This is a genomic window from Nocardia sp. NPDC102475 (assembly GCF_055584605.1).
In genome coordinates, this window is record NZ_JBVJLS010000003.1 from 246,868 (window position 1) to 271,710 (window position 24,843).

The 24,843-nt window shown below is 65.8% G+C and carries 28 protein-coding genes; 14 read left to right on the top strand and 14 right to left on the bottom strand.

Going from position 1 to position 24,843, the window contains the following annotated elements; all coding sequences use genetic code 11:
• Positions 1-156: 156 nt before the first annotated feature.
• Positions 157-534: a nuclear transport factor 2 family protein gene (locus tag ACZ60G_RS06790; protein ID WP_465807927.1), complete on the bottom strand. Its 378-nt coding sequence runs from the start codon at positions 532-534 to the stop codon at positions 157-159.
• 88 nt (positions 535-622) lie between these two features.
• On the opposite strand from ACZ60G_RS06790, the gene ACZ60G_RS06795 reads away from it, so the two are divergent.
• The gene (locus ACZ60G_RS06795) at positions 623-1,402 is read left to right on the top strand and encodes an MmyB family transcriptional regulator (protein ID WP_465807929.1); all 780 of its coding nucleotides are present in this window, start codon (positions 623-625) and stop codon (positions 1,400-1,402) included.
• A gap of 3 nt (positions 1,403-1,405) precedes the next feature.
• Here the strand turns inward: ACZ60G_RS06795 and ACZ60G_RS06800 are convergent, their stop codons facing one another.
• The gene (locus ACZ60G_RS06800) at positions 1,406-2,026 is read right to left on the bottom strand and encodes a hypothetical protein (protein ID WP_465807931.1); all 621 of its coding nucleotides are present in this window, start codon (positions 2,024-2,026) and stop codon (positions 1,406-1,408) included.
• 224 nt (positions 2,027-2,250) lie between these two features.
• Between ACZ60G_RS06800 and ACZ60G_RS06805 the strand changes: the two genes are divergently transcribed.
• Both ACZ60G_RS06805 and ACZ60G_RS06810 read left to right on the top strand, forming a co-directional pair.
• Positions 2,251-3,303, top strand: a complete 1,053-nt coding sequence (locus ACZ60G_RS06805) for an isopenicillin N synthase family dioxygenase (RefSeq protein WP_465807933.1) — start codon at positions 2,251-2,253, stop codon at positions 3,301-3,303.
• A gap of 226 nt (positions 3,304-3,529) precedes the next feature.
• The gene (locus tag ACZ60G_RS06810) at positions 3,530-3,727 is read left to right on the top strand and encodes a hypothetical protein (RefSeq protein ID WP_465807935.1); all 198 of its coding nucleotides are present in this window, start codon (positions 3,530-3,532) and stop codon (positions 3,725-3,727) included.
• Positions 3,728-3,796: 69 nt separating this feature from the next.
• On the opposite strand, the gene ACZ60G_RS06815 is transcribed toward ACZ60G_RS06810, so the two are convergent.
• The 9 genes from ACZ60G_RS06815 to ACZ60G_RS06855 all read right to left on the bottom strand — a co-directional run bounded on the left by ACZ60G_RS06815 (position 3,797) and on the right by ACZ60G_RS06855 (position 11,432).
• Positions 3,797-4,234, bottom strand: a complete 438-nt coding sequence (locus ACZ60G_RS06815) for a DUF4189 domain-containing protein (RefSeq protein WP_084508735.1) — start codon at positions 4,232-4,234, stop codon at positions 3,797-3,799.
• A gap of 103 nt (positions 4,235-4,337) precedes the next feature.
• Positions 4,338-4,790 carry a DoxX family protein gene (locus tag ACZ60G_RS06820; protein WP_465807937.1) on the bottom strand — a complete coding sequence of 151 codons (453 nt, stop codon included), beginning with the start codon at positions 4,788-4,790 and terminating at the stop codon, positions 4,338-4,340.
• A 171-nt stretch (positions 4,791-4,961) separates the two neighbouring features.
• The gene (locus tag ACZ60G_RS06825; RefSeq protein ID WP_433597717.1) at positions 4,962-5,333 is read right to left on the bottom strand and encodes a metal-sulfur cluster assembly factor; all 372 of its coding nucleotides are present in this window, start codon (positions 5,331-5,333) and stop codon (positions 4,962-4,964) included.
• The gene (gene sufU / locus ACZ60G_RS06830) at positions 5,326-5,823 is read right to left on the bottom strand and encodes a Fe-S cluster assembly sulfur transfer protein SufU (protein WP_465807940.1); all 498 of its coding nucleotides are present in this window, start codon (positions 5,821-5,823) and stop codon (positions 5,326-5,328) included. Before sufU ends, ACZ60G_RS06825 begins: the two co-directional genes overlap by 8 nt.
• A 3-nt stretch (positions 5,824-5,826) precedes the next feature.
• Positions 5,827-7,080: a cysteine desulfurase gene (locus ACZ60G_RS06835; protein ID WP_465807942.1), complete on the bottom strand. Its 1,254-nt coding sequence runs from the start codon at positions 7,078-7,080 to the stop codon at positions 5,827-5,829.
• Position 7,081: 1 nt separating this feature from the next.
• Positions 7,082-7,900, bottom strand: a complete 819-nt coding sequence (gene sufC, locus ACZ60G_RS06840; protein WP_465807944.1) for a Fe-S cluster assembly ATPase SufC — start codon at positions 7,898-7,900, stop codon at positions 7,082-7,084.
• Between the two features lie 72 nt (positions 7,901-7,972).
• Entirely contained in the window at positions 7,973-9,184 is a 1,212-nt protein-coding gene (sufD, locus tag ACZ60G_RS06845; RefSeq protein ID WP_465807946.1) for a Fe-S cluster assembly protein SufD, read from the bottom strand.
• Positions 9,184-10,620 carry a Fe-S cluster assembly protein SufB gene (gene sufB, locus ACZ60G_RS06850; protein ID WP_465807948.1) on the bottom strand — a complete coding sequence of 479 codons (1,437 nt, stop codon included), beginning with the start codon at positions 10,618-10,620 and terminating at the stop codon, positions 9,184-9,186. Before sufB ends, sufD begins: the two co-directional genes overlap by 1 nt.
• Positions 10,617-11,432, bottom strand: coding sequence for a helix-turn-helix transcriptional regulator (locus ACZ60G_RS06855; RefSeq protein ID WP_465807950.1), 816 nt, complete (start codon positions 11,430-11,432; stop codon positions 10,617-10,619). Before ACZ60G_RS06855 ends, sufB begins: the two co-directional genes overlap by 4 nt.
• Before the next feature lie 351 nt (positions 11,433-11,783).
• Here ACZ60G_RS06855 and mptB point away from each other — a divergent pair, with 351 nt between their 5' ends.
• The 6 genes from mptB (at position 11,784) to ACZ60G_RS06885 (ending at position 17,688) form a co-directional block, all read left to right on the top strand.
• Complete coding sequence (gene mptB / locus ACZ60G_RS06860; protein ID WP_465808383.1) at positions 11,784-13,523, top strand: polyprenol phosphomannose-dependent alpha 1,6 mannosyltransferase MptB; 1,740 nt, start codon at positions 11,784-11,786, stop codon at positions 13,521-13,523.
• 125 nt (positions 13,524-13,648) lie between these two features.
• Positions 13,649-14,584: an ABC transporter ATP-binding protein gene (locus tag ACZ60G_RS06865; RefSeq protein ID WP_465807951.1), complete on the top strand. Its 936-nt coding sequence runs from the start codon at positions 13,649-13,651 to the stop codon at positions 14,582-14,584.
• Positions 14,581-15,372, top strand: a complete 792-nt coding sequence (locus ACZ60G_RS06870) for an ABC transporter permease (protein ID WP_465807952.1) — start codon at positions 14,581-14,583, stop codon at positions 15,370-15,372. Before ACZ60G_RS06865 ends, ACZ60G_RS06870 begins: the two co-directional genes overlap by 4 nt.
• A gap of 67 nt (positions 15,373-15,439) precedes the next feature.
• The gene (locus ACZ60G_RS06875) at positions 15,440-16,414 is read left to right on the top strand and encodes a COX15/CtaA family protein (protein ID WP_063043257.1); all 975 of its coding nucleotides are present in this window, start codon (positions 15,440-15,442) and stop codon (positions 16,412-16,414) included.
• A gap of 115 nt (positions 16,415-16,529) precedes the next feature.
• Positions 16,530-16,766, top strand: a complete 237-nt coding sequence (locus ACZ60G_RS06880; RefSeq protein ID WP_465807953.1) for an alpha/beta fold hydrolase — start codon at positions 16,530-16,532, stop codon at positions 16,764-16,766.
• Between the two features lie 10 nt (positions 16,767-16,776).
• Entirely contained in the window at positions 16,777-17,688 is a 912-nt protein-coding gene (locus ACZ60G_RS06885) for an NAD(P)-dependent oxidoreductase (protein ID WP_465807954.1), read from the top strand.
• A 22-nt stretch (positions 17,689-17,710) separates the two neighbouring features.
• On the opposite strand, the gene ACZ60G_RS06890 is transcribed toward ACZ60G_RS06885, so the two are convergent.
• A complete protein-coding gene (locus ACZ60G_RS06890; protein ID WP_465807955.1) occupies positions 17,711-18,547 on the bottom strand; it encodes a hypothetical protein in 837 nt (278 codons plus the stop codon).
• Between the two features lie 186 nt (positions 18,548-18,733).
• Between ACZ60G_RS06890 and ACZ60G_RS06895 the strand changes: the two genes are divergently transcribed.
• From ACZ60G_RS06895 to ACZ60G_RS06910, 4 genes are all read left to right on the top strand, one after another.
• Positions 18,734-19,426, top strand: a complete 693-nt coding sequence (locus tag ACZ60G_RS06895) for a type 1 glutamine amidotransferase domain-containing protein (RefSeq protein WP_465807956.1) — start codon at positions 18,734-18,736, stop codon at positions 19,424-19,426.
• Positions 19,427-19,544: 118 nt separating this feature from the next.
• Positions 19,545-19,754 (top strand): hypothetical protein, encoded by a 210-nt coding sequence (locus tag ACZ60G_RS06900; protein WP_218007608.1) that lies wholly within the window; start codon positions 19,545-19,547, stop codon positions 19,752-19,754.
• A gap of 9 nt (positions 19,755-19,763) precedes the next feature.
• The gene (locus ACZ60G_RS06905; protein WP_465807957.1) at positions 19,764-21,215 is read left to right on the top strand and encodes a flotillin family protein; all 1,452 of its coding nucleotides are present in this window, start codon (positions 19,764-19,766) and stop codon (positions 21,213-21,215) included.
• Between the two features lie 145 nt (positions 21,216-21,360).
• Positions 21,361-22,038 (top strand): respiratory nitrate reductase subunit gamma, encoded by a 678-nt coding sequence (locus ACZ60G_RS06910; RefSeq protein WP_465807958.1) that lies wholly within the window; start codon positions 21,361-21,363, stop codon positions 22,036-22,038.
• 5 nt (positions 22,039-22,043) lie between these two features.
• Here ACZ60G_RS06910 and ACZ60G_RS06915 read toward each other — a convergent pair whose 3' ends face one another.
• Complete coding sequence (locus ACZ60G_RS06915; RefSeq protein WP_040692025.1) at positions 22,044-22,391, bottom strand: hypothetical protein; 348 nt, start codon at positions 22,389-22,391, stop codon at positions 22,044-22,046.
• Positions 22,392-22,452: 61 nt separating this feature from the next.
• Here ACZ60G_RS06915 and ACZ60G_RS06920 point away from each other — a divergent pair, with 61 nt between their 5' ends.
• Positions 22,453-23,418, top strand: a complete 966-nt coding sequence (locus ACZ60G_RS06920) for a quinone oxidoreductase family protein (protein ID WP_465807959.1) — start codon at positions 22,453-22,455, stop codon at positions 23,416-23,418.
• A gap of 194 nt (positions 23,419-23,612) precedes the next feature.
• Here the strand turns inward: ACZ60G_RS06920 and ACZ60G_RS06925 are convergent, their stop codons facing one another.
• Complete coding sequence (locus ACZ60G_RS06925; protein WP_465807960.1) at positions 23,613-24,602, bottom strand: heme o synthase; 990 nt, start codon at positions 24,600-24,602, stop codon at positions 23,613-23,615.
• Positions 24,603-24,843: the final 241 nt, after the last annotated feature.

Genomic DNA, 24,843 nt, shown 5'->3' on the forward strand with positions numbered 1-24,843 from the left:
ATCTGGACAGCCCGGATAACGCGTGCTGGGTCGCCCTATGAGCCCGAACTGGATTCCACGGACGACGCCCTGCCTGCGGTGCCGCCGGGCACCGAGCGGGCGCTGATCCGCCGCGGCCGACTGGCCGGTGAGGGGCGCGGCGCCCGCTAGCCCGGATCAGAACATGCCGTGCGGGAGCTGGTCGGCGTCGGGCACCGGTTGTACGACATCCCAGTGCTCTGTGATCACGCCGTCGACCAGCCGCCAGATATCCACCACCGCCACACCGTTGGCATCGTCGGGCGCGATCATGTGGTAGTGCACGACCGCATATTCGTCATCGGTGATGACCCGTTTGATCTCCAGTCGGGCCGCGGCCACCGGCGCGTTCGCGATGAATTCGATGAAGGCGTCACGGCCGGACGGATTGCCCGGACTGTGCTCGATGAAGTTCTCGTGCAACAGGTCTCGCAGTATCTCGATATTGCCCGCACTGAACTCGGCGAGGCCGTGCAGTAAGAGATCCCTATTGCGGGTTGCCAGGTTGTTCGTCATGGCGGTAACCATCGCAAGCGCACGGTAAGCCTGTCGATTACCAGGCATGTAATGGCGACTGCTCGCGTGATGTGGTGATACTGGCCGGGTGGATACCGAACGCCCCGTCGGAGCGCTGCTGCGCGAGTGGCGGCTGCGGCGCCGACTCAGCCAGCTCGAATTGTCCGTGCAGTCGGGCATCTCCACGCGGCATGTGAGTTTCGTGGAGACCGGGCGCACCATTCCCAGCCCGGCGATGGTCGAGCGGTTCGCCGAACATCTGGGCATCCCGTTGCGCGAACGCAATCGGCTGCTGGTCGCGGCCGGATATGCGCCGACGTACCGGCATCGCGCACTCGACGATCCGGATCTTGCGCAGGCGCGCGCCGCGGTCCGGCGCGTACTCGATGCCCACGAACCGTTTCCCGCGCTGGCCATCGATCGGCAGTGGAATCTGTTGCTCGCCAACACGGCGGCTGAGATGTTCTTCGAGGGTGTGGCCGCGGAGCTGTTGGAGCCGCCGATAAACATGATGCGAATCGGTCTGCATCCCAAGGGGTTCGCGCCGCGCGTGCGGAATATCGAGCAGGTGCGCGGGTTCCTGCTGCCTCGGCTCGCCCGGCAGGCGGCGCTATCCGGCGATCCCGAATTGGCCGCGCTACACACGGAATTGAGCGCTTTCGCGTCGGAAGGCGTTTTCCCGCAGGTAGATCCGTCCGAGGTCGCACTGCCCATCCATCTCGACCACCGCGGCACGCAGCTGTCGCTGTTCAATACGATCATGCGGTTCGGCGCGGCCTTCGACGTGACCCTCGACGAGATCGCCATCGAGTCCTACTTTCCTGCCGATCAAACCACCAGCGCCTACCTGCACTCACTCGCAAGGTGAGCGTCAGGACTCGGCGGCCCGCGCTTTGCCTTCTTCGAAGAAATCGAGCAGGGCGGCGGCGTTGTTCACCTCCTCGCGCGAGCGCAGCGCGCCGAACGAGGCGTTCCAGAATTCGCCGGTGCGCGGCGTCCACGGGCCGACATAGGCGTACGGACCCGGATGCGCCGAATCACCCGGTGACACACCGTAATTGACTTCATTGACGGTGCTGGAGAGATCGAAATGCTCCGGCCACAGCACCGGGATGACATCGGGCGCTGTGCAGCGCAGTGTCGAATCCCCGAGCGCGAACCAGTCCGCGATGAGCCCCGCCGCCTCCGCATCGACAGCGAGCTGGTCGCCGGGGTCGACTCCGGTGGTATCGGCGTAGACATTGGCCGGTGCCTCGGGTTCGAAGCCCGCGGCGGCGGCGACCTTGTCGAAGGTGCCCGCGAGCGCGACCCGGCCCTCCGGCCACACCAGATCGGTGCCGACCACAGAGACCGGCCACTGCGCACCGCCGAAACCACCGTGCACCACCCGTAGCCGGATGGTCCCGAAGCGCCGATATTGTGGGCCCGCGATCAACAACTCCCCCACCGCGTGCAGTGCGAGCCGGGTGTCCCGATACGTGATGTCGTCCACCCGGAAATCATCGCCGCTGCGGGCCGCCCGCGCTGCCGAATCGCACCAGCGCAATCAGGGCGGATGGGCGATGACCGGCAACCTCCACCTGGAGCGCCTCGGAGATGAGATGGAGGCTGCTCACACCGGTCGATTCGAACCACTCACCGATGCGCTGACCGGGCTCGATGCGGATTCATTGCTGTCGCCTATCATCAAGGTGTTGTCGAGGGAAGGACACTGCCGTGGAATTCCAAGTGCCGGTCATCGATATCTCGTCATATGTCGGCGATGGTTCCGCAGCCGAACGCCGGACTGTTGCCCGCGCGATCGACGCCGCCGCGAGCACGGTCGGCTTCATGCAGATCACCGGCCACGCCATCCCGCAGCCGGTGCTCGACGACTTCGCGGCCGCACTCGACAGCTTCTTCGACCTCGAACCCGTGACCAAACAGGGCTATCGCACCCCGCCCGAAATCAATCGCGGCTATTCACCGCCCAAGAGCGAGAGCCTCAGCCTGAGCCTCGGCGGCGCGTACGCCACCCGCATGAACGATTACTTCGAGGCATTCAATGTGGGCATCTCCGCGGCCGCCTATCCGGAGGTCGAGTTGTCTGCCGACGACTACGCCGAAAATCTGTGGCCGACAGAGGTTCCCGGCTTCCGCGCCCCCGTGAAGACCTATTTCGCACACGCCGCGCGGATCGCGCGAACCCTCACCACCATTTTCGCCGACGCCCTCGAACTGCCACCGGGCTACTTCACCAGGTTCACCGACCATTCCCTCGACGTCCTGCGGATGAACAACTACGCGCTGCCGTCGGGCACCGTGGATCTCGACGACGAACTCACCGGGATGGGCGAACACACCGACTACGGCATCGTCACCGTCTTGTGGGCGGACCAGGTCCCCGGTCTCCAGGTCGTCGGCGCCGATAACCGTTGGCACGATGTACAACCCGCCGACAACGCCCTACTGGTCAATCTCGGCGACGTGATGGCGCGCTGGACCAACGAACGCTGGCTGTCCACCCTGCACCGCGTCACGCCGCCGATCACCGACGGAACCATCCAAAGACGTCGCAGCGCAGCCTTTTTCCACGACGGCAATCCGGACGCCGTCATCGAAACACTCCCCTCCTGCCTCGGCGCGGGAAGTAAATACGCCCCGATCACCGTCGCCGAACACCTGCGCACGAAACTCGCCGGTTCCCGTGCCCTGCAACCCAATACCGATGCCACCCGCGAAGCCGCACGGGCCTTCGCCGCGGCGAGCACCGAACGCATTTCGGAGTAAGCGCCACCCACCTGCGGAATTCGGTCTCCGGCTCGGCAAGTGCGGCGTGCAGATCCGCCGCATCATTCGCTCATCTCCTCGCTCCCCCATGTGTCCACCGAGACACCGCGCCGGTACCCTAGGCACCAGATGAGGTGAAATGCGCACTGGGACATGACATTCGAGTTGCCGCGAAGTGCCACGGACACATTGACAGTCATACCGCGACTCGCCAACTATCGCCATCATGTTCGAACCCGGGCCCAATAGGTCGCGCGACGATGCGCTAACCCGACGGCTGAAACCGGGAGTTAGCGCGCTACGTTTCTCCGATCAGCGCTTCGACTGGCAGGTCACCCTGGTCGCGACATTGATCATTATCGTCGGCGTGCAGGGGATTCAGTTACTGGTCAATACCATTGCCCGAAAGGTACTGCGCCGCTGATCCTCGGCGCGGCCGCAACCAGGTGCGCTCTCGACGCCGATCGTGTCGAGAGCGCACTCGGTTTTCCGTTCAGCCCGCGTTCGCGGTGCACTGCGAATCGACGATGCGCGGTTCGCGCGGCGCCGAACTGCCGAAGTTCAGCAGCGGCGGCGGTGCGGTCGGCCCCGCATTGGCGATCGCCTGCTGCTCGGCCTCGGCCCGTGTCGGCGCCCACGCCCAGCCCAGGTGATCGTCGCCATTGCGGGCCACCGCGGCACACGCATTGGCGAACTGCACGATGACATGGCAGCTGGACAGTCCGCACTGCTGCACCGCCGCGCGGTCCGAATCCGCCCAGTTCGAGTAGTTGTACGCCCATCCGAGAGTCGCGTCGCCGCGCGACGAGACCGAAATCGCCAATGAGCCGTAGAGGCCATCGTCCGCCTGTGCGGTACCGGCACCGGCGGCGACGAACGCACCCGCGGACGCGGCCACCAGACCCATGGCAGCCTTGGACGATAGTGACATGTGTTGCGCTCCCCAGTTCCGAAAATAGCTGCGGATCGAATCCTGACCGTTCCGATCCGAATTGTCCAAATCTTTGTATCACCAGAGCTGGACAACCCGTCGGTCAGCGATCCCCCAGCGCCACGGCTCCTCGTGCCGCCAACGCCGACGAGCCCCAAGGCGGCACCACATCTCGCCAGTCCACCGGCCAATTCGCCAGCGCGACAACCATCATGATCACCAGATGAATCGGCGCCGACGTGCCCTGCCAGAACGGCGCGTCATCGATGAGGTGTGTGGTCACCGCCCCGGTCAGCACCAGCACCAACATGGCCGCGCCCAGGAATCTGCTCTCCCGGCGCGGAAGCACCAGCAGCACGGCGGCGATCAACTCCAGCCCACCGACCACGAACCGCATGTTCGGATGAAATCCCCACTCCGCGAACTTCTCCGAATAGGCGGGCCCGAAAAAAGTAGACCCGGGCCAGAACTTGGTTGCGAAGCCGACGAAGAACTCGAATCCGAGAAACCAATAGAGCCCGGTACGTATCCGCTCCGACCGCAAGCGTTGCGACATGTTCCCTCTTCCGCAGGTCATCCACCGCGATGCGGCGGCGACGGACATCTGCCCGCCATCGCTATGACCACCCCCGGCCGTGAAATGTGACGACGGGGCGCGAAACACAGCGACCCCGACCGATGGTCGGGGTCGCTGCGAATGGGTTCGGGCGCGGCCGGATTCGTGGTGCTAGACGGTGAAACCGAGGGCGCGGAGTTGTTCGCGGCCGTCTTCGGTGATCTTGTCGGGGCCCCACGGGGGCATCCAGACCCAGTTGATCTTGAGGTCTTCGACCAAGCCGGAGCGGACCAGGGCGTTGCGGGATTGGTCCTCGATGACGTCGGTCAGCGGGCAGGCCGCCGAGGTGAGGGTCATATCGAGGGTGGCGATATTGTCCTGGTCGACGCTCAAGCCGTAGACCAGGCCGAGGTCGACGACATTGATGCCGAGTTCGGGGTCGACGACGTCGCGCATCGCCTCCTCGATGTCCTCGAGCTGCTTGATGTCCTCGGCCGAAAGTTCGACCTGCTCGGTCGTTTCGGTGACTGGTGTCTCACTCATGCCGTTTTCCATTCGTGGAGATGTCGCTGCCCATGGTCCGCTTGGCCTCTTCCGCGGAGGATATCCGGATCACCGCATCCTTGAACGCCAGCCAGCCCAGCAGTGCGCATTTGACCCGTGCCGGGTACTTGGACACTCCGCTCAGCGCGATACCGTCGCCGATCATGTCCTCGTCGCCCTCGACGGTGCCGCGGCTGGAGATCATCTCGTTGTACGAGTCGACGACCTTCAGCGCCTGCTGCACCGGCAGCCCGATCACCTGATCGGTGAGGATCGAGGTGGCGGCCTGGCTGATCGAACAGCCCTGACCGTCGTAGGACACATCGGCGACATCACCGTTGTCGTCGAGCTGGACGCGCAACGTCACCTCGTCACCGCAGGTCGGGTTGACGTGGTGCACCTCGGCACCGAACGGCTCCCGCAGCCCGCGGTGATGCGGGTGCTTGTAGTGATCCAGGATCACTTCCTGGTACATCTGCTCCATGCGCATGTCTTATGCAACTCCGAAGAAGCTCTGGGCCTTCCGCACGGCGGCTACCAGCTGGTCTATCTCATCGAGGGTGTTGTAAACCGCGAAGGACGCACGGGCGGTGGCCGGCACGCCGAGACGACGCATCAGCGGCCAGGCGCAGTGGTGACCGACTCGCACGGCGACGCCCTCATCGTCGAGAATCTGCCCGACGTCATGGGCGTGGATGCCCTCGACCACGAACGACACCGCGCCGCCGCGATCGATATTCTCGTTCGGTCCGATGATCCGCACACCCGCGATCGCCGCGAGTCCCTCCAGCGCGGCACCGGTGAGCGTGTGCTCATGCGCCGCAACGGCATCCATGCCGATCTGTTCGAGATACCGCACGGCCGCGCCCAATCCGACCACCTGCGAGGTCATCGGCACACCGGCCTCGAACCGCTGCGGCGGCGGCGCGTAGGTGCTGCCCTCCATGGTGACGGTCTCGATCATCGAGCCGCCGGTGATGAACGGCGGGGTCTCCTCGAGCAGCGCACGCCGCCCGTAGAGCACCCCGACACCGGACGGGCCGAGCATCTTGTGCCCGGAGAACGCGGCGAAGTCGACGCCCAGCTCACGGAAGTTCACCGCCATATGCGGCACCGACTGGCAGGCATCCAGCACGGTGAGCGCGCCGACTTCCTTTGCCCGGCGGACCAATTCGGCGACGTCGCTGACCGCACCGGTCACATTCGACTGATGTGTGAACGCGACAACCTTGGTGTCGGAAGACAATTCGAGCGAATCGAGGTCGATCCGGCCGTCGTGGGTGATGCCGTACCACTTCAGGGTCGCACCGGTCCGGCGGGCGAGCTCCTGCCAGGGCACGAGATTCGCGTGATGCTCGAGCTCGGTGATGACGATCTCGTCGCCCGGACCGACGTGGTACGGGAAGCGGTCATCGGCGAACGCGTACGTCACCAGATTCAGCGATTCCGTCGCATTCTTGGTGAATACGATCTCGTCCGCGTCCACGCCGACGAACCGGCCGATATCGGCCCGCGCGCCTTCGTACGCGTCGGTGGCCTCCTCGGCCAGCTGGTGCGCACCGCGGTGCACGGCCGAATTGCGCTCGGTGAGGAATTCACGTTCCGCGTCGAGCACGGCGAGGGGACGTTGCGAGGTCGCGCCGGAGTCCAGGTACACCAACGGCTTCCCGTCCCGAACCGTGCGGCTCAGGATCGGGAAGTCGGCCCGGATCCGGGCGACATCGAGGGTGCGGACCGTGGCGGTCATATCAGGCTCCAGCGGTAGCGGACTGGGGGACGGCAGTCGGCGCAGCCGACGGGGCGGGTGAGCCGTGCGTGAAGCGGACGTAGCCATTGGCATCGAGTTCTTCGGCCAGCTCGGCGCCGCCCTCGGCGACGATACGACCGCCGACGAAGACGTGCACGAATTCGGGCTCGATGTAGCGCAGGATGCGGGTGTAGTGCGTGATCAGCAGGATGCCGCCGTTCTCGCGCTCCTTGTAGCGGTTGACGCCCTCGGAGACGATGCGCAGCGCGTCGACGTCCAAGCCGGAGTCGGTCTCGTCCAGGATGGCGATCTTCGGCTCGAGCAGACCCAGCTGCAGGATCTCGTGGCGCTTCTTCTCACCACCGGAGAAACCCTCGTTCACGCTGCGATCGGCGAAGGCGGCGTCGATTTCCAGCTCGTTCATCGACTCCTTCACCTCCTTGACCCAGGTGCGCAGCTTGGGGGCCTCGCCGCGGACCGCGGTAGCGGCGGTGCGCAGGAAGTTCGACATCGAGACACCGGGGACCTCGACCGGGTACTGCATGGCGAGGAACAGACCCGCGCGCGCCCGCTCGTCGACCGACATCGCGAGCACATCCTCGCCGTCGAGGGTGATCGAACCGGAGGTCACCGTGTACTTCGGGTGCCCGGCGATCGCGTAGGACAGCGTCGACTTGCCGGAACCGTTCGGGCCCATGATCGCGTGCGTCTCACCGGATTTGATGGTGAGGTTCACGCCCTTGAGGATCTTGATGGGCGCACCGGACTCGTCCGGGTTGGCGACCTCGACGTGCAGGTCCTTGATTTCCAGGGTGGTCATCGATGTGGATTCCTTCGTGGGGGTATATGGCTGTGTTGTTTCGACCGACCTGCAAGCAATCGCTGGCGGCGGTCAGACGCCGATCGCGGCGAGTTCGGCCTCGACGGCCGACTCCAGCCGCTCCCGGATCTCGTGGACGGCGATCTTCTGGATGATCTCGTGGAAGAAGCCGCGCACCACGAGGCGTCGCGCCGCATCCTCCGGAATACCGCGGGCGCGCAGGTAGAACAGCTGCTCGTCGTCGAAACGGCCGGTGGCGCTGGCGTGGCCGGCGCCGGCGATCTCACCGGTCTCGATCTCCAGGTTCGGCACCGAATCGGCGCGGGCGCCGTCGGTCAGGACCAGGTTGCGGTTCACCTCGAAGGTATCGGTGCCTTCGGCGGCGGCGCGGATGAGCACGTCGCCAACCCATACCGTGCGGGCATCGCCCTTGGGCGAATGCGGATCACCTTGCAGCGCACCCTTGTACAGCACCCTCGACTTGCAGTTCGGCACCGCGTGATCGACCAGCAGGCGTTGCTCGAAGTGCTGACCCGCGTCGGCGAAATAGAGGCCGAGCAGTTCGGCGTCGCCACCCGGACCGTCGTAGCGGACGGTGCCGGTCAAGCGCACCAGGTCGCCGCCGAGCGTCACGGCGATGTGCCGCAGCGTGGTGTCGCGACCCAGCTTCGCGTGGTGCGCGGTCACGTTGACGGCGTCGTCAGCCCAGTCCTGCACCGCGACGACCGTCAGCTTCGCGCTGTCACCGAGCACGAATTCCACGTTCTCGGCGTAGGTTCCGCTGCCCCGCTGGTCGATGACCACGGTGGCGACGGCGAAGTTACCGAGCCGGATCTGCAGGTGGCCGTAGGCGGTCTTGCCCTCACCCGGACCGGTCACCGTGATGACGACCGGTTCGGCGACCTCGGTCTCGGCACCGACCGATACGACCGTGGCCGATTCGAAACCCGAGTAGGCCTGGGCCGCAACACGATCCGACGGCACGCCGGCCGAACCGAGGCGAGAGTCGGTGCGCGCCACGGTCTCCACGTGCACACCGTCGACCGAACCGACCTCGACCGTGGCCTTACCGTCGCACACTGCGGTGCCGTCGTGCAGGCCGCGCAGGCGGCGCAGCGGGGTGAACCGCCACACCTCATCGCGGCCCGAGGGCACCTCGAAGGCGTTCACATCGAACGAGGAGAACACCTCGCCCTTGTTGACCGCGGCCCCGGCGCCCGGGTTCTGAATCGGCTTGACCGAAGGGTTTTCGCCTTCAATCGCTCCAATGACACCAGTCGCCATCAGCCGACGGCCCCTTCCATCTGCAGCTCGATGAGCCGGTTCAGTTCCAATGCGTATTCCATCGGCAGTTCCTTGGCGATGGGCTCGACGAAGCCGCGCACCACCATCGCCATCGCCTCGTCCTCGGTCATGCCGCGGCTCATCAGGTAGAACAACTGGTCTTCCGATACCTTCGAGACCGTGGCCTCGTGGCCCATGGTCACGTCGTCCTCGCGGATGTCGACGTAGGGGTAGGTGTCGGAGCGGCTGATCGTATCGACGAGCAGCGCATCACATTTCACGGTCGACTTGGAACCGTGTGCGCCCTTGTTGACCTGGACCAGACCGCGGTAGGAGGCCCGGCCGCCACCGCGCGCCACCGACTTCGACACGATGGTCGAGGAGGTGTGCGGCGCCAGGTGCAGCATCTTCGCGCCGGTGTCCTGGTGCTGGCCCTCGCCGGCGAACGCGACCGAGAGGACCTCGCCCTTGGCGTACTCGCCGGTCATCCAGACCGCCGGGTACTTCATGGTGACCTTGGAGCCGATATTGCCGTCGATCCACTCCATGGTCGCGCCGGCCTCGGCCTTGGCACGCTTGGTGACCAGGTTGTAGACGTTGTTCGACCAGTTCTGGATGGTGGTGTAGCGGCAGCGGCCGCCCTTCTTCACGATGATCTCGACCACCGCCGAGTGCAGCGAATCGGACTTGTAGATCGGCGCGGTGCAGCCCTCGACGTAGTGCACGTAGGCGCCCTCGTCGACGATGATCAGGGTCCGCTCGAACTGGCCCATATTCTCGGTGTTGATCCGAAAGTAGGCCTGCAGCGGAATGTCGACATGCACGCCCGGCGGCACATAGATGAACGAACCACCCGACCACACGGCAGTGTTCAGCGCGGAGAACTTGTTGTCACCGGCCGGGATCACGGAGCCGAAGTACTGATGGAAGATCTCCGGGTGCTCCCTCAACGCCGTATCGGTGTCGAGGAAGATAACGCCCTGCTGCTCGAGGTCCTCACGGATCTGGTGGTAGACGACCTCGGACTCGTACTGCGCGGCGACACCGGAAACGAGGCGCTGCTTCTCCGCCTCGGGGATGCCGAGCTTGTCGTAGGTGTTCTTGATGTCCTCGGGCAGATCTTCCCAGCTCTCGGCCTGCTTCTCGGTCGAGCGCACGAAGTATTTGATGTTGTCGAAGTCGATGCCGTCGAGGTTGGAGCCCCAGTTGGGCATCGGCTTGCGATCGAAGATGCGCAGGGCCTTGAGCCGGTGCTCGAGCATCCACTCGGTCTCGTTCTTCTTGGCCGAGATGTCGCGGACGACAGCCTCGGACAGGCCTCGTTGTGCACTGGCACCGGCCACATCCGAATCGGCCCAGCCGTAACCGTATTTGCCCAGCGAAGCAATGGTTTCTTCCTGGGTGAGCGGTTGCACCTGGTCGGTGGTCGTCGTCATTCGGCACTCCTTCCGGAGTCGTTCGTACGTACCGCTGCGGGCTGTGCAGCGGTTTTATGGGAAGCGTTATCGGTGATAGGGAGAACGAACAGCGGCACATGGGTAGTGCACGCGCAGTCGCCGTTGGCGATCGTCGCAAGTCGCTGCACGTGGGTTCCGAGCAGGTCCCGGAAAGCCTCGAGTTCGGCCTCGCACAACTGCGGGAATTCCTCGGCGACGTGGGCCACCGGGCAGTGGTGCTGGCAGATCTGCACGCCCGCCCCGACCTTGCGGGTGGACGCGGCGAATCCGGCGTCGGTGAAAGCCTCGGCGATCTCGTCCGCCTTGGCGGTGGTGGTCTCGGGGGTGTGTTCGGTGACCGGTTCGATGCCCTCGACGATGGTCCTCGCCCGCTTGCGCGCGAAATCGGCAATGGCCTGCTCGCCGCCGACCTCACCCAGCTGGCGAATGGCCGCGCCGGCCAGATCGTCGTAGGCGTGGCCGAGCCGTCCCCGGCCGACGGCCGTCAGCTGATATTGCTTGGCGGGGCGGCCGCGGCCCTTCTGCTGCCACGGCGCCGAGCGGCTGGCCCGCGCCTGACCGGATTCGATCAGCGCGTCCAGGTGCCGACGGACACCGGCCGGCGTCAGGCCGAGCTTGGTGCCGATCGCGGTCGCGGTGATCGGGCCCTCTTCGAGCAGCAGCTGGACCACGGCGGCGCGAGTATGTCCTTCACCGCCCGTGACCAGGGGCGCGGGCGCAGCAACGGACCCGGCACCGGTACGGCGACCGGCCCCTCGATCCTCGTCGTGCGGCAAACCCACGGTTTTCACAACACCAGTGTGACGGAATTCGTTCCCGGAATCCAATAAGGGTGCCCTGAGCTGAACGGGCCGATGACCTGCACGGGAGCGCTTTTCCGGCCGCGTTGGGACGCGACACGTTCGTTACCTGCGGGTCTCGCGCGACGACCGGCCCGAGCACCCGACGAAATTACGAGTGCGATTTAGGCCACACCTCGGTGCCGAAAATCCGTCAGCGCACCGTGACCAGCTTCATCGACACCTGACAGCGGGCCCGGTTCGAACTTCCGCGGTCGCGCCTGTGCCTGGTCCGAACGTGCCCAGCGGTCGGTTCCGCGGGGCACCGGACACCCCGGTGGTATCGGCTACGCTGACCGCGTGATGTCAGGCGAACACGGCGAACCAGGTGTCGAACGCAGCCGGTCGACCACCCTGATTCGCCTGCGTCGGACCGCGCCCATCAGCACCGCCGTTGCGCTGGGGCGTCGGATCATCGGTCTGGATGTCGCGCCCGACCACACCGTCGGCGACACCCTGCACATCAACGAACCCGAAGCCGCCGAACTCAACCCGCAGGAGACCGCACAGCTGCGCCGCGTCCGCCTGTTGGGCGCGACGGGTGCGGTGATGATGGCCATCGGCGCGCTCGGCCTCGGCGCCCAGCCCACGCTCCAGAATCCGACCTACGGCAAGGCGATTCTCGGACTGCCCGCGCGGGTGCACAATTCGGGACTGGCGACGACCATGGTCGGCACGGTCATCGTCATGCTGGCCTGGCTGCTGCTCGGCCGATTCGCACTCGGCTTGCAGTCCAACCGCATTCGCCGCATCAGCCGATCACAACTCGACCGCACACTGCTGCTGTGGATCATCCCGCTGTCGGTCGCACCGCCGATGTTCAGCCAGGATGTCTACTCCTATCTGGCCCAGGGTGAGATCGCGGCGAGCGGACTCGATCCCTACGACGTCGGCCCGGTACAGGGACTCGGCCAGGACCATATTCTGACGCGCAGCGTCCCCAATATCTGGCAGAATTCGCCCGCGCCATACGGGCCTCTCTCGATTTGGCTGGGCAAGGGCATCGCCGAAATCGTCGGCGACAATATGCTCGCCGGAGTGCTGCTGCACCGAATGCTGGCGTTGCTCGGGGTGGCCTGCATCGTTTGGGCGCTGCCGCGACTGGCCCAGCGCTGTCGAGTATCGCCGGTAGCCGCATTGTGGCTCGGCGCCGTGAACCCACTGGTGATATTCCACCTGGTATCCGGTGTGCACAACGAGGCCATGATGCTCGGCCTGATGCTGGTCGGGTTGGAATATTGTCTGGCGGCCCTGAGCAATATCGGACCGACGCGCGGACACGCACTCGTGCTGCTCTTATCGGGTACCACGCTGATCGCACTGTCCGCCATGGTCAAGATTCCATCGATGCTGGCACTGGCATTCGTGTGGATGGCATTGAGCCGAAAATGGGGCGGCGATTGGCGTGCCGTGCTCAGATCCGCGCTATTCCTCGGTTGCGTCACCGGCACCGTCATGCTCGCGGTATGCCTGGGCAGCGGTCTCGGTTTCGGCTGGATAGACACCCTGACCATGGCCAACTCGGTACGCAGCTGGATGTCGCTGCCCACCGCGCTCGGGGTCGTCACCGGATTCGGCGGCGTTCTACTGGGATTGGGCGACCACACCACTGCCCTGTTGAGCATCACCCGGCCGATCGCGGCGGTCGCGGCCTCGCTGATCGTGGTGCGGCTGATGGTGGCCACCTGGCGCGGGCGGCTGCATCCGGTCGGTGCGCTCGGCGTCGCCTTCGGCGCGGTCGTCCTGCTGTTTCCGGTGGTGCAGCCTTGGTATCTGCTCTGGGGCATCGTCCCGCTCGCGGCGTGGGCCAGCCGACCCGCCTTCCGGGTCCCGGCCACGATTGCCTCGGCGGCGATCAGCGTCATGCTCATGCCCTCCGGCAGCGAAATCCAGCCTTTCGTCCTTATCTATGCGGCCTGCATCACCATCCTCACCTGCACGCTGATGATCCTCGCCACCCGCAAGTCGCTGCCGTGGCGGCTACACCAACTCGGCGCCGACACCGCGCCCACCGCGGCCGGTTCTTCCGGACCGCGGAGTTGACGAGGCAGGGGTGTCGTCCGGGTCACATCCGTCGACGGCTTACCGTGTGACACCGTGAGGGAGCGAAGCGAGCGAACAATGGGCACAGCACCCTTGGACGCGACGGAGCCGAGCACCGAGGCGCGATGGTGAGCGCAGCCTCGGAACCCGCCGTCTGTATCGACGGCGTCGTCAAGCATTACGGCGAAACCGCCGCCGTCGCCGGGATCAGCTTCGCGGTCGAACAGGCACAGGTGCTGGCCCTGCTCGGCCCGAACGGCGCGGGCAAGACCACGACGGTCGAAATGTGCGAGGGGTTCAAAACTCCGGATGCCGGTTCGGTCCGGGTGCTCGGACTCGATCCGATCGCCGACTCCGACCGGCTGCGGCCGCGCATCGGCGTCATGCTGCAGGGCGGTGGCGCGTACCCGGGTGCGCGCGCGGGCGAGATGCTCGATCTGGTAGCCGCCTACTCGGCTGACCCGCTCGATCCCGAGTGGTTGCTGAAAACCCTTGGCCTGCAGGACAACCGGCGCACTCCGTACCGACGGCTGTCCGGCGGCCAGCAGCAGCGGCTCGCCCTGGCCTGCGCGCTGGCCGGGAAGCCGGAGATCGTCTTCCTCGACGAACCGACCGCGGGCTTGGACGCGCAGGCCCGGCTGATCGTGTGGGAGTTGATCGACGCGCTGCGCCGTGACGGGGTCACCGTGCTGCTCACCACGCACATGATGGACGAGGCCGAGCAACTGGCCGACCAACTGGTGATCATCGATCACGGACAGATCGTCGTCTCCGGAACACCCGCCGAGGTCACCGCACACGGCGCGGCCGGGCAGCTGCGCTTCACCGCCCCGCCGAAACTCGATCTGCGACTGTTGAAAACCGCTCTACCGGAAGGCTTCTCGCCGCGCGAGACAATGCCCGGTCAATATCTGGTCGAGGGTGAGATCGATCCGCAGGTACTGGCAACGGTGACCGCATGGTGTGCGCAGCAGAATGTGCTGGCCACCGATATCCGGATCGATCAGCGTCGCCTCGAGGACGTCTTCCTGGAACTCACCGGACGGGACCTACGCGGATGAATCAGCCAAATCTCGCCGGGAACCGCTTCGCGCCGGGCACTTTCACGCCCGATCCGCGCCCGAGCAGCCGCCTCGCCATGATGACTGCGCAGACCCGGCTCGAGCTGATCCTGTTGCTGCGCAACGGCGAACAGTTGCTGCTCACCATGTTCATTCCGATCACGCTGCTGGTCGGGCTCAGCCTGTTGCCGTTCGGAGACCTCGGCGAGGACCGGGTCGACAAGATCGTGCCCGCGGTCATGATGGTCGCGGTCATGTCGACCGCCTTCACCGGACAGGCCATCGCGGTCGGATTCGACCGGCGCTACGGTGCGCTGAAACGCCTCGGCGCTACCCCACTCCCCCGCTGGGGCATCGTGGCGGGCAAGAGCGCCGCGGTGCTGATCGTGGTGGTGATGCAGGCAATTCTGTTGGGGGCCATCGGATTCGCGCTCGGCTGGCGACCGCAACTCGCCGGGCTCGCGCTCGGCGCGCTGGTGATCGCGCTCGGCACAGCCACTTTCGCGGCAATGGGTCTGCTGCTCGGCGGCACCCTCAAGGCGGAAATCGTGCTGGCGCTGGCGAATATTTTGTGGTTCGTCATGCTCGGTATATCGAGCATCGTGTTCGCATCCGACGATCTACCTTCGGCGGTGAATGTGCTCGTACGGTTGGTGCCGTCCGGGGCGCTGGCCGTCACGCTGGAAGACGCCATGCGCACCAGCATCGACTGGTTCGGCATCGCCGTCCTCGCCGCTTGGGGCGGCGTCTCCGGCTTCCTCGCCATCCGTTTCTTCCGCTTCGACTAGTCGGGGCAACGACGGGATGTAGTAGACCGGGTGCGGGTGGCCGAAGTGGCCCGGCTACGATCGTTGGGTGCTGTATCGCGCATTCCTGCGACTCGTCGATCTGCTCCCGCTGCCCTCGTTGCGGGTGCAGCGACTGATCGCCATCGCGGTCATCGTCTCCCAGGCGGGTATCGCCGTCACCGGTGCGATCGTGCGGGTCACGGCGTCCGGACTCGGGTGCCCGACCTGGCCGCAGTGCTTCCCGGGCAGCTTCACCCCGACCGGTGTGGCCGAGGTTCCGGTGCTGCATCAGACGGTCGAATTCAGCAACCGCATGCTGACCTTCGCGGTGACGCTGTGCGCGGCGCTCATCGTGCTCGCCGTCACCCGCGCCCGTCGCCGGCGCGAGGTGCTGGTGTACGCGTGGTTGATGCCGGGCGGCACAGTGCTGCAGGCGGTCATCGGCGGTATCACCGTGCGCACCGGTCTGCTGTGGTGGACGGTGTCGGTGCATCTGCTGGCGTCGATGCTGATGGTGTGGGTCGCGGTGGTCATGTTCGCAAAGGTCAGCGAACCCGATGACGGCATCGAAGTAATCCAGGCGCCCGCGCCGCTGCGCTGGCTCACCGGGCTGAGCGGGGTCGCGCTCGCCGGGGTCCTCATCGCGGGCACGCTGGTCACCGGGGCCGGACCGCATGCGGGCGATAAGAGCATCGAGCGACCGGTCGAACGCCTACAGGTCGAGATCGTCACGTTGGTGCATCTGCACTCGCAACTGCTCGTCGGCTATCTCGCACTGCTCATCGGGTTGGCCTTCGGCCTCTTCGCCGTCGGTATCACCCCCGCCGTCCGCACCCGGCTGTTCGTCCTGCTCGGCCTGGTCTGCGCCCAGTCTCTCGTCGGCGTCGTCCAGTACTTCACCGACGTGCCCGCCGCCCTGGTCGCCACCCACGTCGGCGGCGCCGCAGCCTGCACCGCCGCCACCGCCGCCCTCTGGGCTTCCCTGCGCACCCGCGAACGCGTCACGGCGTCGATCTCCAACTCCGCCGAACAGTTGGCATAGCGCACACTGTTCCGATGCGCCCATCAGCGTCGAGTACCGAAGCGCCACAACCGTTCCCGGATATCGAGCCGTATGGCTCGACGATGGTGTCCTGCTGCGTGAGGCACACAAGCTCGTGGGAATTCCGGCGGTGCTGATCCAGGGACCTCTCGATCTGTCCGGCCCCCTCTACACCGCTTGGCAATTGGCGCAGGCCTGGCCCAGTGCGGAACTGCGGGTCATCGAGGATTCCGGCCATACCGGCAGCCCGGCCATGCGCAACGCGATACTCGAGGCGTTGGCGCGCTTCGGCGGCGGCGGCCACGGTGAATGGTCCGATGATCGGATGCAATTCGGCGGCGGACGCGGCTAACCTGGCAGACATGCCGGTCACTGTCCTTGTGCCAGATGATTATGGAGTCGGGGTATTGGCCCGGCTCGATGGGATTCGCCCGGTGCGGTATTCGCCCGGCGAACCGCTGCCCGCGGAGGCGGAGTTGGCGGAGGTGCTGGTTCCGGCGTTTCTGGCTCGGCCCGATTCGATCGATATGGCCGGGTTGCCGAAGTTGCGGTTGGTGCAGATGCTGACGGCCGGCGCCGAACGGTGGATCGGTCGGCTGCCCGATGGGGTGGTGCTGTCGAATGCACGGGGTGCGCACGGCGGCAGTTCCGCGGAGTGGGTGGTCGCGGCGCTGCTCACGATTTATCGCGAGCTGACGGAGTTCGCCGATTTGCGGCGCGAGCAGCGCTGGTATCAGCATCGGACGGATACGTTGGCGGGTAAGCGGATCCTCGGCATCGGCGCGGGTGATCTCGGTATCGAATTGCGCCGCAGGGTAGAAGCTTTCGACGCGACTTTGACGCTGGTCGGCACGACCGCCCGCGACGGCGTGCACGGTGTCGACGAATTGCCGCGGCTGCTGAGCGAATTCGACGTCGTCGTGCTGATGGTTCCGGTGACCGATCAGACCATCGGCATGGTCGATGCCGAATTCCTGGCCGAGATGGCCGACGGCGCGGTGCTGGTGAATGTCGCGCGCGGACCGATCGTGCGGACCGAAGCGCTACTGGCCGAACTGGTTTCGGGGCGATTGCGCGCAGCCCTTGATGTCACCGACCCGGAGCCCCTTCCGCCCGAGCATCCGCTCTGGACAGCGCCTGGTCTGTTGCTGACACCTCATGTCGCGGGAAGTAGCCGAGGCAGTCTCGAACGAGCCTATGCTGTTGTCGCTGCGGAGATCGTCCGATTCGCGGCTGGTGAGTCGCCGAAAAACCTTGTGCGCGGGGACTATTGAGTCGCTCACGGATGAACGACGGCTACCCGAACCGCGGCCGAGTGACGCGCGCGAGTGTTCGGATCAAAGCATCCGATGCCATTTGCCCACGTTCGATGCGCAATCCCGCATAGCACGGATCGCCGTTCTCGACGAGCCCGACGATCGTCGGTTCATCCAATTGCTCCGCGGCGAACGCATAAATCTGCTCCAACTTGGGCACGATCAGACCGTAATCGAGCGCCCGCGCCACGCGCCCCTCGAGCGCGAGCACCGCATCGACGGACATATTCGCCAGCGGATACACCTCGGGAAAAACATTCCGCAGGTCGAGGAACAGCCGAACCGAGCTGCGGCGCGGATCGGCCGACCAGCCGCCGAGGGCCCCGAACCGGCCCAGCGCCAGCGTCGGCCGCGCCACCAGGACGTGGGTGAACAGCACCCGCATGAGCGTCACATTGATCATCAACCGCTCGGCGGGCAATTCGGCCGCGGCCAACTCCTGATGTTCCAGATAACCGGCGACGATGCTGCGATTGTGCGCCCGGTACCACGCCGCGGGCGAAGGGGCGATGAGGAACTCGAGCCACAGCCGGGCACCGGGCGTCGACGCGTCCCGGGCATCGGCGTGATGCAGCAGCGCGGCCTCCAGTTTGTCGTGCAGTAAGCGGTCGTTGATGGCCCGCCACCACGGGCTGCCGGTATCGGCGTGCAGCACACCGCGAGCGAGTTCCCATTGCAGAAAAGCGATTTCGGCCCGACGGTAGGCGCGGAGTTCCGGCGGATAGAAGCTCTCGGCGAGCGCGACGCGGTGCTGCGCGTCGGCATGCGCGGTGCCGACCCGCCGAGCCGCCAGCTCGCTCGCCTTATCCGCGTTCATCGTCCCCTACTTTACGATCCGGACGGCGCCCGCACCCGGAACCGGAGACCCATCAATATTCCGATGTCTCTTATTGGCGATCCTATTGGCGCTTCGATGAACGGGTGCCTAACGTCGACATCGCGACGGACTGACACGCCGCATGCGTCAGCGCGTCGACCCTAATCCCCGATCAGGAGGCACACGATGTCGAAGGTTCTTTTCGTCATGACCGGCGTCGACTACTGGACGCTCGCCGATGGCACGAAACATCCGACCGGCTACTGGGCCGAAGAGGTCGTGGCTCCGTACAAGGCCATCAAGGCGGCGGGTCATGAGATTGTGGTGGCCACTCCCGGCGGCGTCGTACCCACGGTCGACCAGGGCAGTCTCGCACCCGAGGTCAACGGCGGTGCCGACGGTGCCGCGGAGATCGCCGAGACCCTGGCCGATGCGGCAGAACTGCGCACCCCGATCTGGCTCGAGAATGTCGACCTGGCCGACTACGACGCCGTCTACTACCCCGGCGGACACGGACCGATGGAAGATCTGTCGGTGAATGCCGACTCCGGCGCCCTGCTCAATGCCGCGCTGGCCTCGGGCAAACCGCTCGGCGTCGTCTGCCACGCGCCCGCCGCGCTGCTCGCGACCGCCATCGGCGGCGATTCCCCGTTCGTCGGTTACCAGGTCACCGGATTCACCAATGCCGAAGAGGCACAAGCCGGATTCGCCGATAAGGCCAAGTGGCTGCTGCAGGATCGGCTGGTCGAGCTCGGCGTCGATTTCCGCGAGGGCGAGCCGTGGGCACCGCATATCGAGATCGATCGCAATTTCTACACCGGCCAGAATCCCGCATCGTCGGCGCCGCTGGCCGCGGAGATTGTCAAGGCGCTGGGCTGACTCGAGACAGGCACGAGACCAGAGGGCATAAGGGAAACGTAAAGATCGCTTGCGCCAACGGCTCTCGGAAACCGCGCGGTCTACCGTGGAGTGGTCGAACCGCGGCAGGGAGGTGTCGGTGGCGACAGACGTGATCGGCAAGATCGCCCGCGTCACCGCGACGATCAAGCCGGACCATCTCGGCGAAGTTCTGATCGAGGTGCGGGCGGGCACCGAGCGATTTCTCGCACGCCCTGCCGACGGGGCGACAACCATTCCGAGGCATACCCAGGTGCTCGTGGTCGGGAGCCTGGGTGGGCGCACGGTTGAAGTCACTCCCTTGAAATGAAGGTTCATCATGGACGTCCTGATACTGGTCGTCGTCGGCATCGCCGCTGTTGTGCTGTTCCTGGCCGCCGTGCTGTTCCGGCTGTCCTGGCGGGTCGCCGAACCCGATGAGGCACTGATCATCTCCGGATTCCGCGCGGGCGAAGAACAGTCCTTCGGCGAGAGCATGGGCTTCCGGATCGTCACTGGACGCGGCAGTCTGGTGGCACCCGGACTGACCAAGGTGCGCCGAATCTCATTGGAGGCGCACGAAAGTCAGATCACCGTCCCCTGTGTGAGTCAGCAGAAGATCAGTCTGCAGCTGGCCGGTGTGGTGGTCTACAAGGTCGGTGACGACTACCGCTCCATCGCGAATGCGGCCCGCCGGTTCCTGGACCGCCCGGCCGAGGAGCTGGAAACCAAGGTGCAGAATGTCTTCGTCGGCCATCTGCGCGCGATCGCGGGTTCGATGACCGTCGAGGATATGATCAGCGACCAGGACAAATTCTCCGAGCAGGTCCGCGACCGGTGCTCGCAGGAAATGGAGTCCTTCGGCCTCGTGATCGACAGCTTCCAGATTCAATCCATCGCCAGCGGCTCGAATTACATCGCCAATCTTGCGATTCCGCATCAGGCCGCGGTCGAGCAGCAGGCCCGCATCGCCCGCGCCAATGCCGAGCGCGAGGCCATCGAACAGGAGCAGGCAGCACAGGCCCAGATCGCACTGGCGATGCGTGACACCCAGATCAAGAAGGCCGGCTATCAGGCCGAGGTGGACAGCGCGAGTCAGGAAGCCGCCCAGCAGGGCCCGCTCGCCGATGCCAAGGCTCGCCAGGCAGTCGTCGAAATGGCAACGCGCGTCGCACAACTAGAAGCACAGCAGAAGGAACAGCAGCTGCAGGTCGAGATCCGCAAGCCGGCGGATGCCGAGGCCTATCGCCAGACCACACTGGCCACCGCGGGCCGTGACGCGCGGATCAGCCAGGCCGAGGCAGACGCCCAGGAGACCCGTTTGCGAGCGGAAGCCGCTGCGGCACAGACGAAAATGCAGGCACTCGCCGAGGCCGAGGCGATCAAACTGCGGGCCGCCGCCGAGGCCGAGGCCACCCGGCTCACCGGTCAGGCCGAGGCAGACGCCATCAAGGCCAGGGGGCTGGCCGAGGCAGACGCGGTGCGCGCGCATATGGCCGCCGAGGCCGCGGGTATCCAGCAGCGCGCCGAGGCGATGAGCCAGAACCAGGAGGCCGTCATCGCACAGCAGATCGCGGAGAAGCTCCCGCAGATCGTCGCCGCGGCGGCGGCGCCGTTCGAGCACGTCGATCAGTTCACGGTGTTGAACGGCGCACAGGGTGTCACCTCGGCATTGGCCGAGATCATTCAGCAGGCAGGTGCGCTCACCTCGATCGCACGCGAATCTCTGCTGCCCGCAATGAATCTCAGTACGAATGGGCACCAGAACGGCGAGGTCGAGCTCCCGAAGTAGGCCGCGAGTCGGCGGCGATCCTCGAACGATTCGCCGCCTACGCGCGAAGTACCCTTCGGTAAGGGCCGTTGGTCCCTTGTTCGACATTCGGTGTCTCTGCGACCGTGATACGTCCGATCGTCGGCAAGCGGAAAGCGAACTCGCCGTGACATCGCTGTTGTGGATCGCGCTGCCCTACGGCGCGTTCGTGCTGTTCGTGCTCGGTCATGTGTGGCGCTACCGGCGCGACGGTTTCCGCAGCTACACCCGTTATCCGGACATGGACCGCAGCCAGCGGTTCGGATCGACGGCATTTCGGTCCGGGGTGTGCCTCATAGTCCTCACCCGCCTGATCAATGTGATCACCGCCGAACCGCATGCCCGCCCCTCCGGTGCGCTGCACGTGGTCACCACGATCGTGCAGATCGGCGGCGTCGCCGCGGCCACGATCGGGGCGGTATTGCTGTTCCTACCGGATCTGATAGCGGGCCCGTCGCGTCCGGTGATCACCCCGCTGGACCGCATAACCTTCCCGGCCCTGACGGCCGCGCTGCTGTCCGGGGTGATCATCGAATACGATCCGACCACGGTGGCACGCGAATATCGAACCGGCGAAACGCTTTTCGCGTGGTTCCGCTCGCTGGTCACCATCGATCCGTATCCCGAAGCCATGCAGCATGCACCGCTCATCTACCAGGCGCGGGGTCTGATCCTGCTGCTGATCCTCGGCATCTGGCCATTTACCCGGCTCGCGGGAATCTTCGCGGGCCCGGTCGTGCGGCGGATCCTGCGCGCCGTCCCAGGCGAGACTCGCGAATTGGACGGCGCGACCAAGGAAGGCTGAACGGTTCAGTTCTCGTTGCGCGCCTTGGGAAAACGGGTCTGCCGGGCGACCCAACCGGCCATCTTGGCCCAGTGCCCCTTGCGCGGAGTGACCACCGAGATCAGCTCGCGGTCCCATTCATCGGCCTCGGTCAGGCCATTGATGGTCTCGACCAATTCCTTGGCGGTCGCCAGATCGTCGACCACGCGGTCACCGAGGACACCGTCAGAGCCGACCAGGGTGACGCGCACGCCCGCGCGGCCGATCGGTTGCAGTACAGCGGTGGCGGAGCCGCCGTGCTCGGCGACGAATCCCTTGACCGAATCCACCAGGGAACCCGACAGCTGGACTGGGGCGGCGGCTTCAACACTCATGGCGGTTAGTTTACTGACCGGTACGTTCGGGTCCAGCCCCCGTGGGTGTAGAACGGATCTCATGCGCGCTATTCAGGTTTCCGAGCACGGTGGTCCCGAAGTCCTGAACTACGTCGAGGTGCCCGATCCGCAGATCGGTCCGGATCAGCTGCTCGTCGACACCGAGGCGATCGGCATCAACTTCATCGATACCTATATCCGCACCGGCCGCTACCCGCAGGCGGTGCCCTATATTCCCGGCGCCGAGGGCACCGGCGTGGTGGCCGAGATCGGCACGAATGTGACCGAATTCGCAGTCGGTGACCGGGTCGCCTGGGCGGCCGCACCCGGCAGCTATGCCCAGCGGGTCGCGGTACCTGCGGCGGTCGCGGTCAAGGTGCCCGACGGTGTCGACGCACCGGTAGCCGCCTCGGCGCTGCTGCAGGGTATGACCGCGCACTACCTGATCGAATCGATCTACAAGCCCGAACCCGGCGAAACCGTGCTGGTGCACGCGGGCGCGGGCGGCGTCGGCCTGATGCTCACCCAGCTCGCCGCGGCGCGCGGCGTGCGGGTGATCACCACCGTCTCCTCGGACGCGAAGGAAAAACTGTCCCGCGAGGCGGGCGCGAGCGAGGTGCTGCGCTACAGCGATGATCTCGCAGATCAGGTTCGTGCACGCACCGAGGGCGTCGGCGTCGCGGCCGTATATGACGGCGTCGGCGCGGCCACTTTCGAGGCCAGCCTCGCATCTCTGCGGGTGCGCGGCATGCTGGCCCTCTTCGGCGCGGCCAGCGGGCCGGTACCACCCTTCGATCTGCAGCGCCTCAACCCGGCAGGGTCGCTGTTCGTCACCCGTCCCACGCTGGTGCACTACACCCGCGACCGTGCCGAATTACTCTGGCGCGCAACCGATATCCTCACCGCGATCGCCGACGGAACGCTGCATGTGCGGATCGGCGCTACATATCCGCTGGCCGAGGCCGAGCAGGCGCACCGCGATCTCGAGGGCCGCAAGACCACCGGCTCGATCGTCCTGCTGCCGTAACCGGCGATCAACAGCAGTGAGGCCATTGCTCCTCGACTCCGGTGCCCGGCGGCCCGCTGCACACCTGCGCCTCGGGTGAGACCTTGGAAGGATGACAACGCTCGCCAACCGGCGGTCGATCCTCGCCGGTATCGACGGATCACCTACTGCGGTGGCGGCCGCGCGATGGGCAGCCGATGGATATATCGGCTGACCTAGCCGAAGAAGCTGCCGATCGTGTCCCACCCGAGCACCGAATCCACCGCCAGACCACAGAACACCACGGCCAGATAGTTGTTGGACTGCAGGAACAGTCGCAGCGGCTTCACCGATTCACCGCGCCGCACACCGGAGTACAGCTGGTGCGCCATGAGCAGGAACCACGCCCCGGCCACCAGCGCGACGGACGCGTAGACCACACCGGTCGCGGGGACCAGCGCGAGGGTGGTGAGCACGGTGAGCCAGGTGTAGATGACGATCTGCTTGGTGACGGCCTGCTCGGTGGCCACGACCGGCAGCATCGGCACACCGGCCGCGCGGTAGTCCTCCTTGTAGCGCATGGCCAAAGCCCAGGTGTGTGGCGGCGTCCAGAAGAAGATGACACCGAACAGCGCGATCGCGGGCCAGCCGATATTTCCGGTCGCCGCCGACCAGCCGACCAGCGCGGGCATACATCCGGCCGCGCCGCCCCACACCACATTCTGCGAGGTGCGGCGCTTGAGGCCGAGGGTGTACACGAAGACGTAGAACAGGATCGTCGCGACGACCAGCAGGCCGCTGAGCAGATTCGCCTGCCACCACAGCCAGGCGAAGGAGCCGATGCCGAGCGTGACACCGAAGACGAAGGCGTGCGAGGTCGGCACCGCCGCTCTGGCCAGCGGCCGCTTCGCCGTCCGCTTCATCACCTTGTCGATATCGGCATCGGCGACGCAGTTGAGCGTATTGGCGCTCGCGGCGCCCATCCAACCACCGAACAGCGTGACCAGGATCAGCCGGATGTCGACATGGCCGCGGTCGGCCAGCAGCATCGTCGGAATGGTCGCGACCAGCAGCAACTCGATGACGCGCGGCTTGGTCAACGCGATGTAGGCGAGGGGTCGCCGCAGTAGTCGGGACAGCAGGCCGTCGCCGGTCAACCGGTCGGCCAGCGCCGTCGCGGAGGAGCCGTGTGCACTATTGCCACCCGGCTGTTGCCCAATCCGCACTGTCTCTCCTCGCACGCTGTGCATCGCATCCGGCATGAAACCGCCGCCGCACTCCCCTCTCGAGCTGGTGCGAGGCGGCAACTACTACACACGATGGTAGACCCAGCCGCACAGCCTTCTTTCCATAGCCCCTCGCTCCGGCACACTGTCGGAGCGATTCGACACCCGAACTAAGCCGGGTTCCTCACATGCCGGTCATCGAGCACATCTAGGGTGGTTGGGGTAAACCCGGTTCGCATTC

Coding starts and splice junctions, on each gene's coding strand:
- ACZ60G_RS06825 (WP_433597717.1), bottom strand. CDS start 5,333: ATGAGTGAGACACCAGTCACCGAAACGACCGAGCAGGTCGAACTTTCG.
- ACZ60G_RS06810 (WP_465807935.1), top strand. CDS start 3,530: ATGTTCGAACCCGGGCCCAATAGGTCGCGCGACGATGCGCTAACCCGA.
- ACZ60G_RS06815 (WP_084508735.1), bottom strand. CDS start 4,234: ATGTCACTATCGTCCAAGGCTGCCATGGGTCTGGTGGCCGCGTCCGCG.
- ACZ60G_RS06835 (WP_465807942.1), bottom strand. CDS start 7,080: ATGACCGCCACGGTCCGCACCCTCGATGTCGCCCGGATCCGGGCCGAC.
- sufB (WP_465807948.1), bottom strand. CDS start 10,620: ATGACGACGACCACCGACCAGGTGCAACCGCTCACCCAGGAAGAAACC.
- ACZ60G_RS06790 (WP_465807927.1), bottom strand. CDS start 534: ATGACGAACAACCTGGCAACCCGCAATAGGGATCTCTTACTGCACGGC.
- sufD (WP_465807946.1), bottom strand. CDS start 9,184: ATGGCGACTGGTGTCATTGGAGCGATTGAAGGCGAAAACCCTTCGGTC.
- ACZ60G_RS06870 (WP_465807952.1), top strand. CDS start 14,581: ATGAATCAGCCAAATCTCGCCGGGAACCGCTTCGCGCCGGGCACTTTC.
- ACZ60G_RS06885 (WP_465807954.1), top strand. CDS start 16,777: ATGCCGGTCACTGTCCTTGTGCCAGATGATTATGGAGTCGGGGTATTG.
- ACZ60G_RS06905 (WP_465807957.1), top strand. CDS start 19,764: ATGGACGTCCTGATACTGGTCGTCGTCGGCATCGCCGCTGTTGTGCTG.
- sufU (WP_465807940.1), bottom strand. CDS start 5,823: ATGCGCATGGAGCAGATGTACCAGGAAGTGATCCTGGATCACTACAAG.
- ACZ60G_RS06895 (WP_465807956.1), top strand. CDS start 18,734: ATGTCGAAGGTTCTTTTCGTCATGACCGGCGTCGACTACTGGACGCTC.
- ACZ60G_RS06865 (WP_465807951.1), top strand. CDS start 13,649: ATGGTGAGCGCAGCCTCGGAACCCGCCGTCTGTATCGACGGCGTCGTC.
- ACZ60G_RS06890 (WP_465807955.1), bottom strand. CDS start 18,547: ATGAACGCGGATAAGGCGAGCGAGCTGGCGGCTCGGCGGGTCGGCACC.
- mptB (WP_465808383.1), top strand. CDS start 11,784: ATGTCAGGCGAACACGGCGAACCAGGTGTCGAACGCAGCCGGTCGACC.
- ACZ60G_RS06915 (WP_040692025.1), bottom strand. CDS start 22,391: ATGAGTGTTGAAGCCGCCGCCCCAGTCCAGCTGTCGGGTTCCCTGGTG.
- sufC (WP_465807944.1), bottom strand. CDS start 7,900: ATGACCACCCTGGAAATCAAGGACCTGCACGTCGAGGTCGCCAACCCG.
- ACZ60G_RS06820 (WP_465807937.1), bottom strand. CDS start 4,790: ATGTCGCAACGCTTGCGGTCGGAGCGGATACGTACCGGGCTCTATTGG.
- ACZ60G_RS06920 (WP_465807959.1), top strand. CDS start 22,453: ATGCGCGCTATTCAGGTTTCCGAGCACGGTGGTCCCGAAGTCCTGAAC.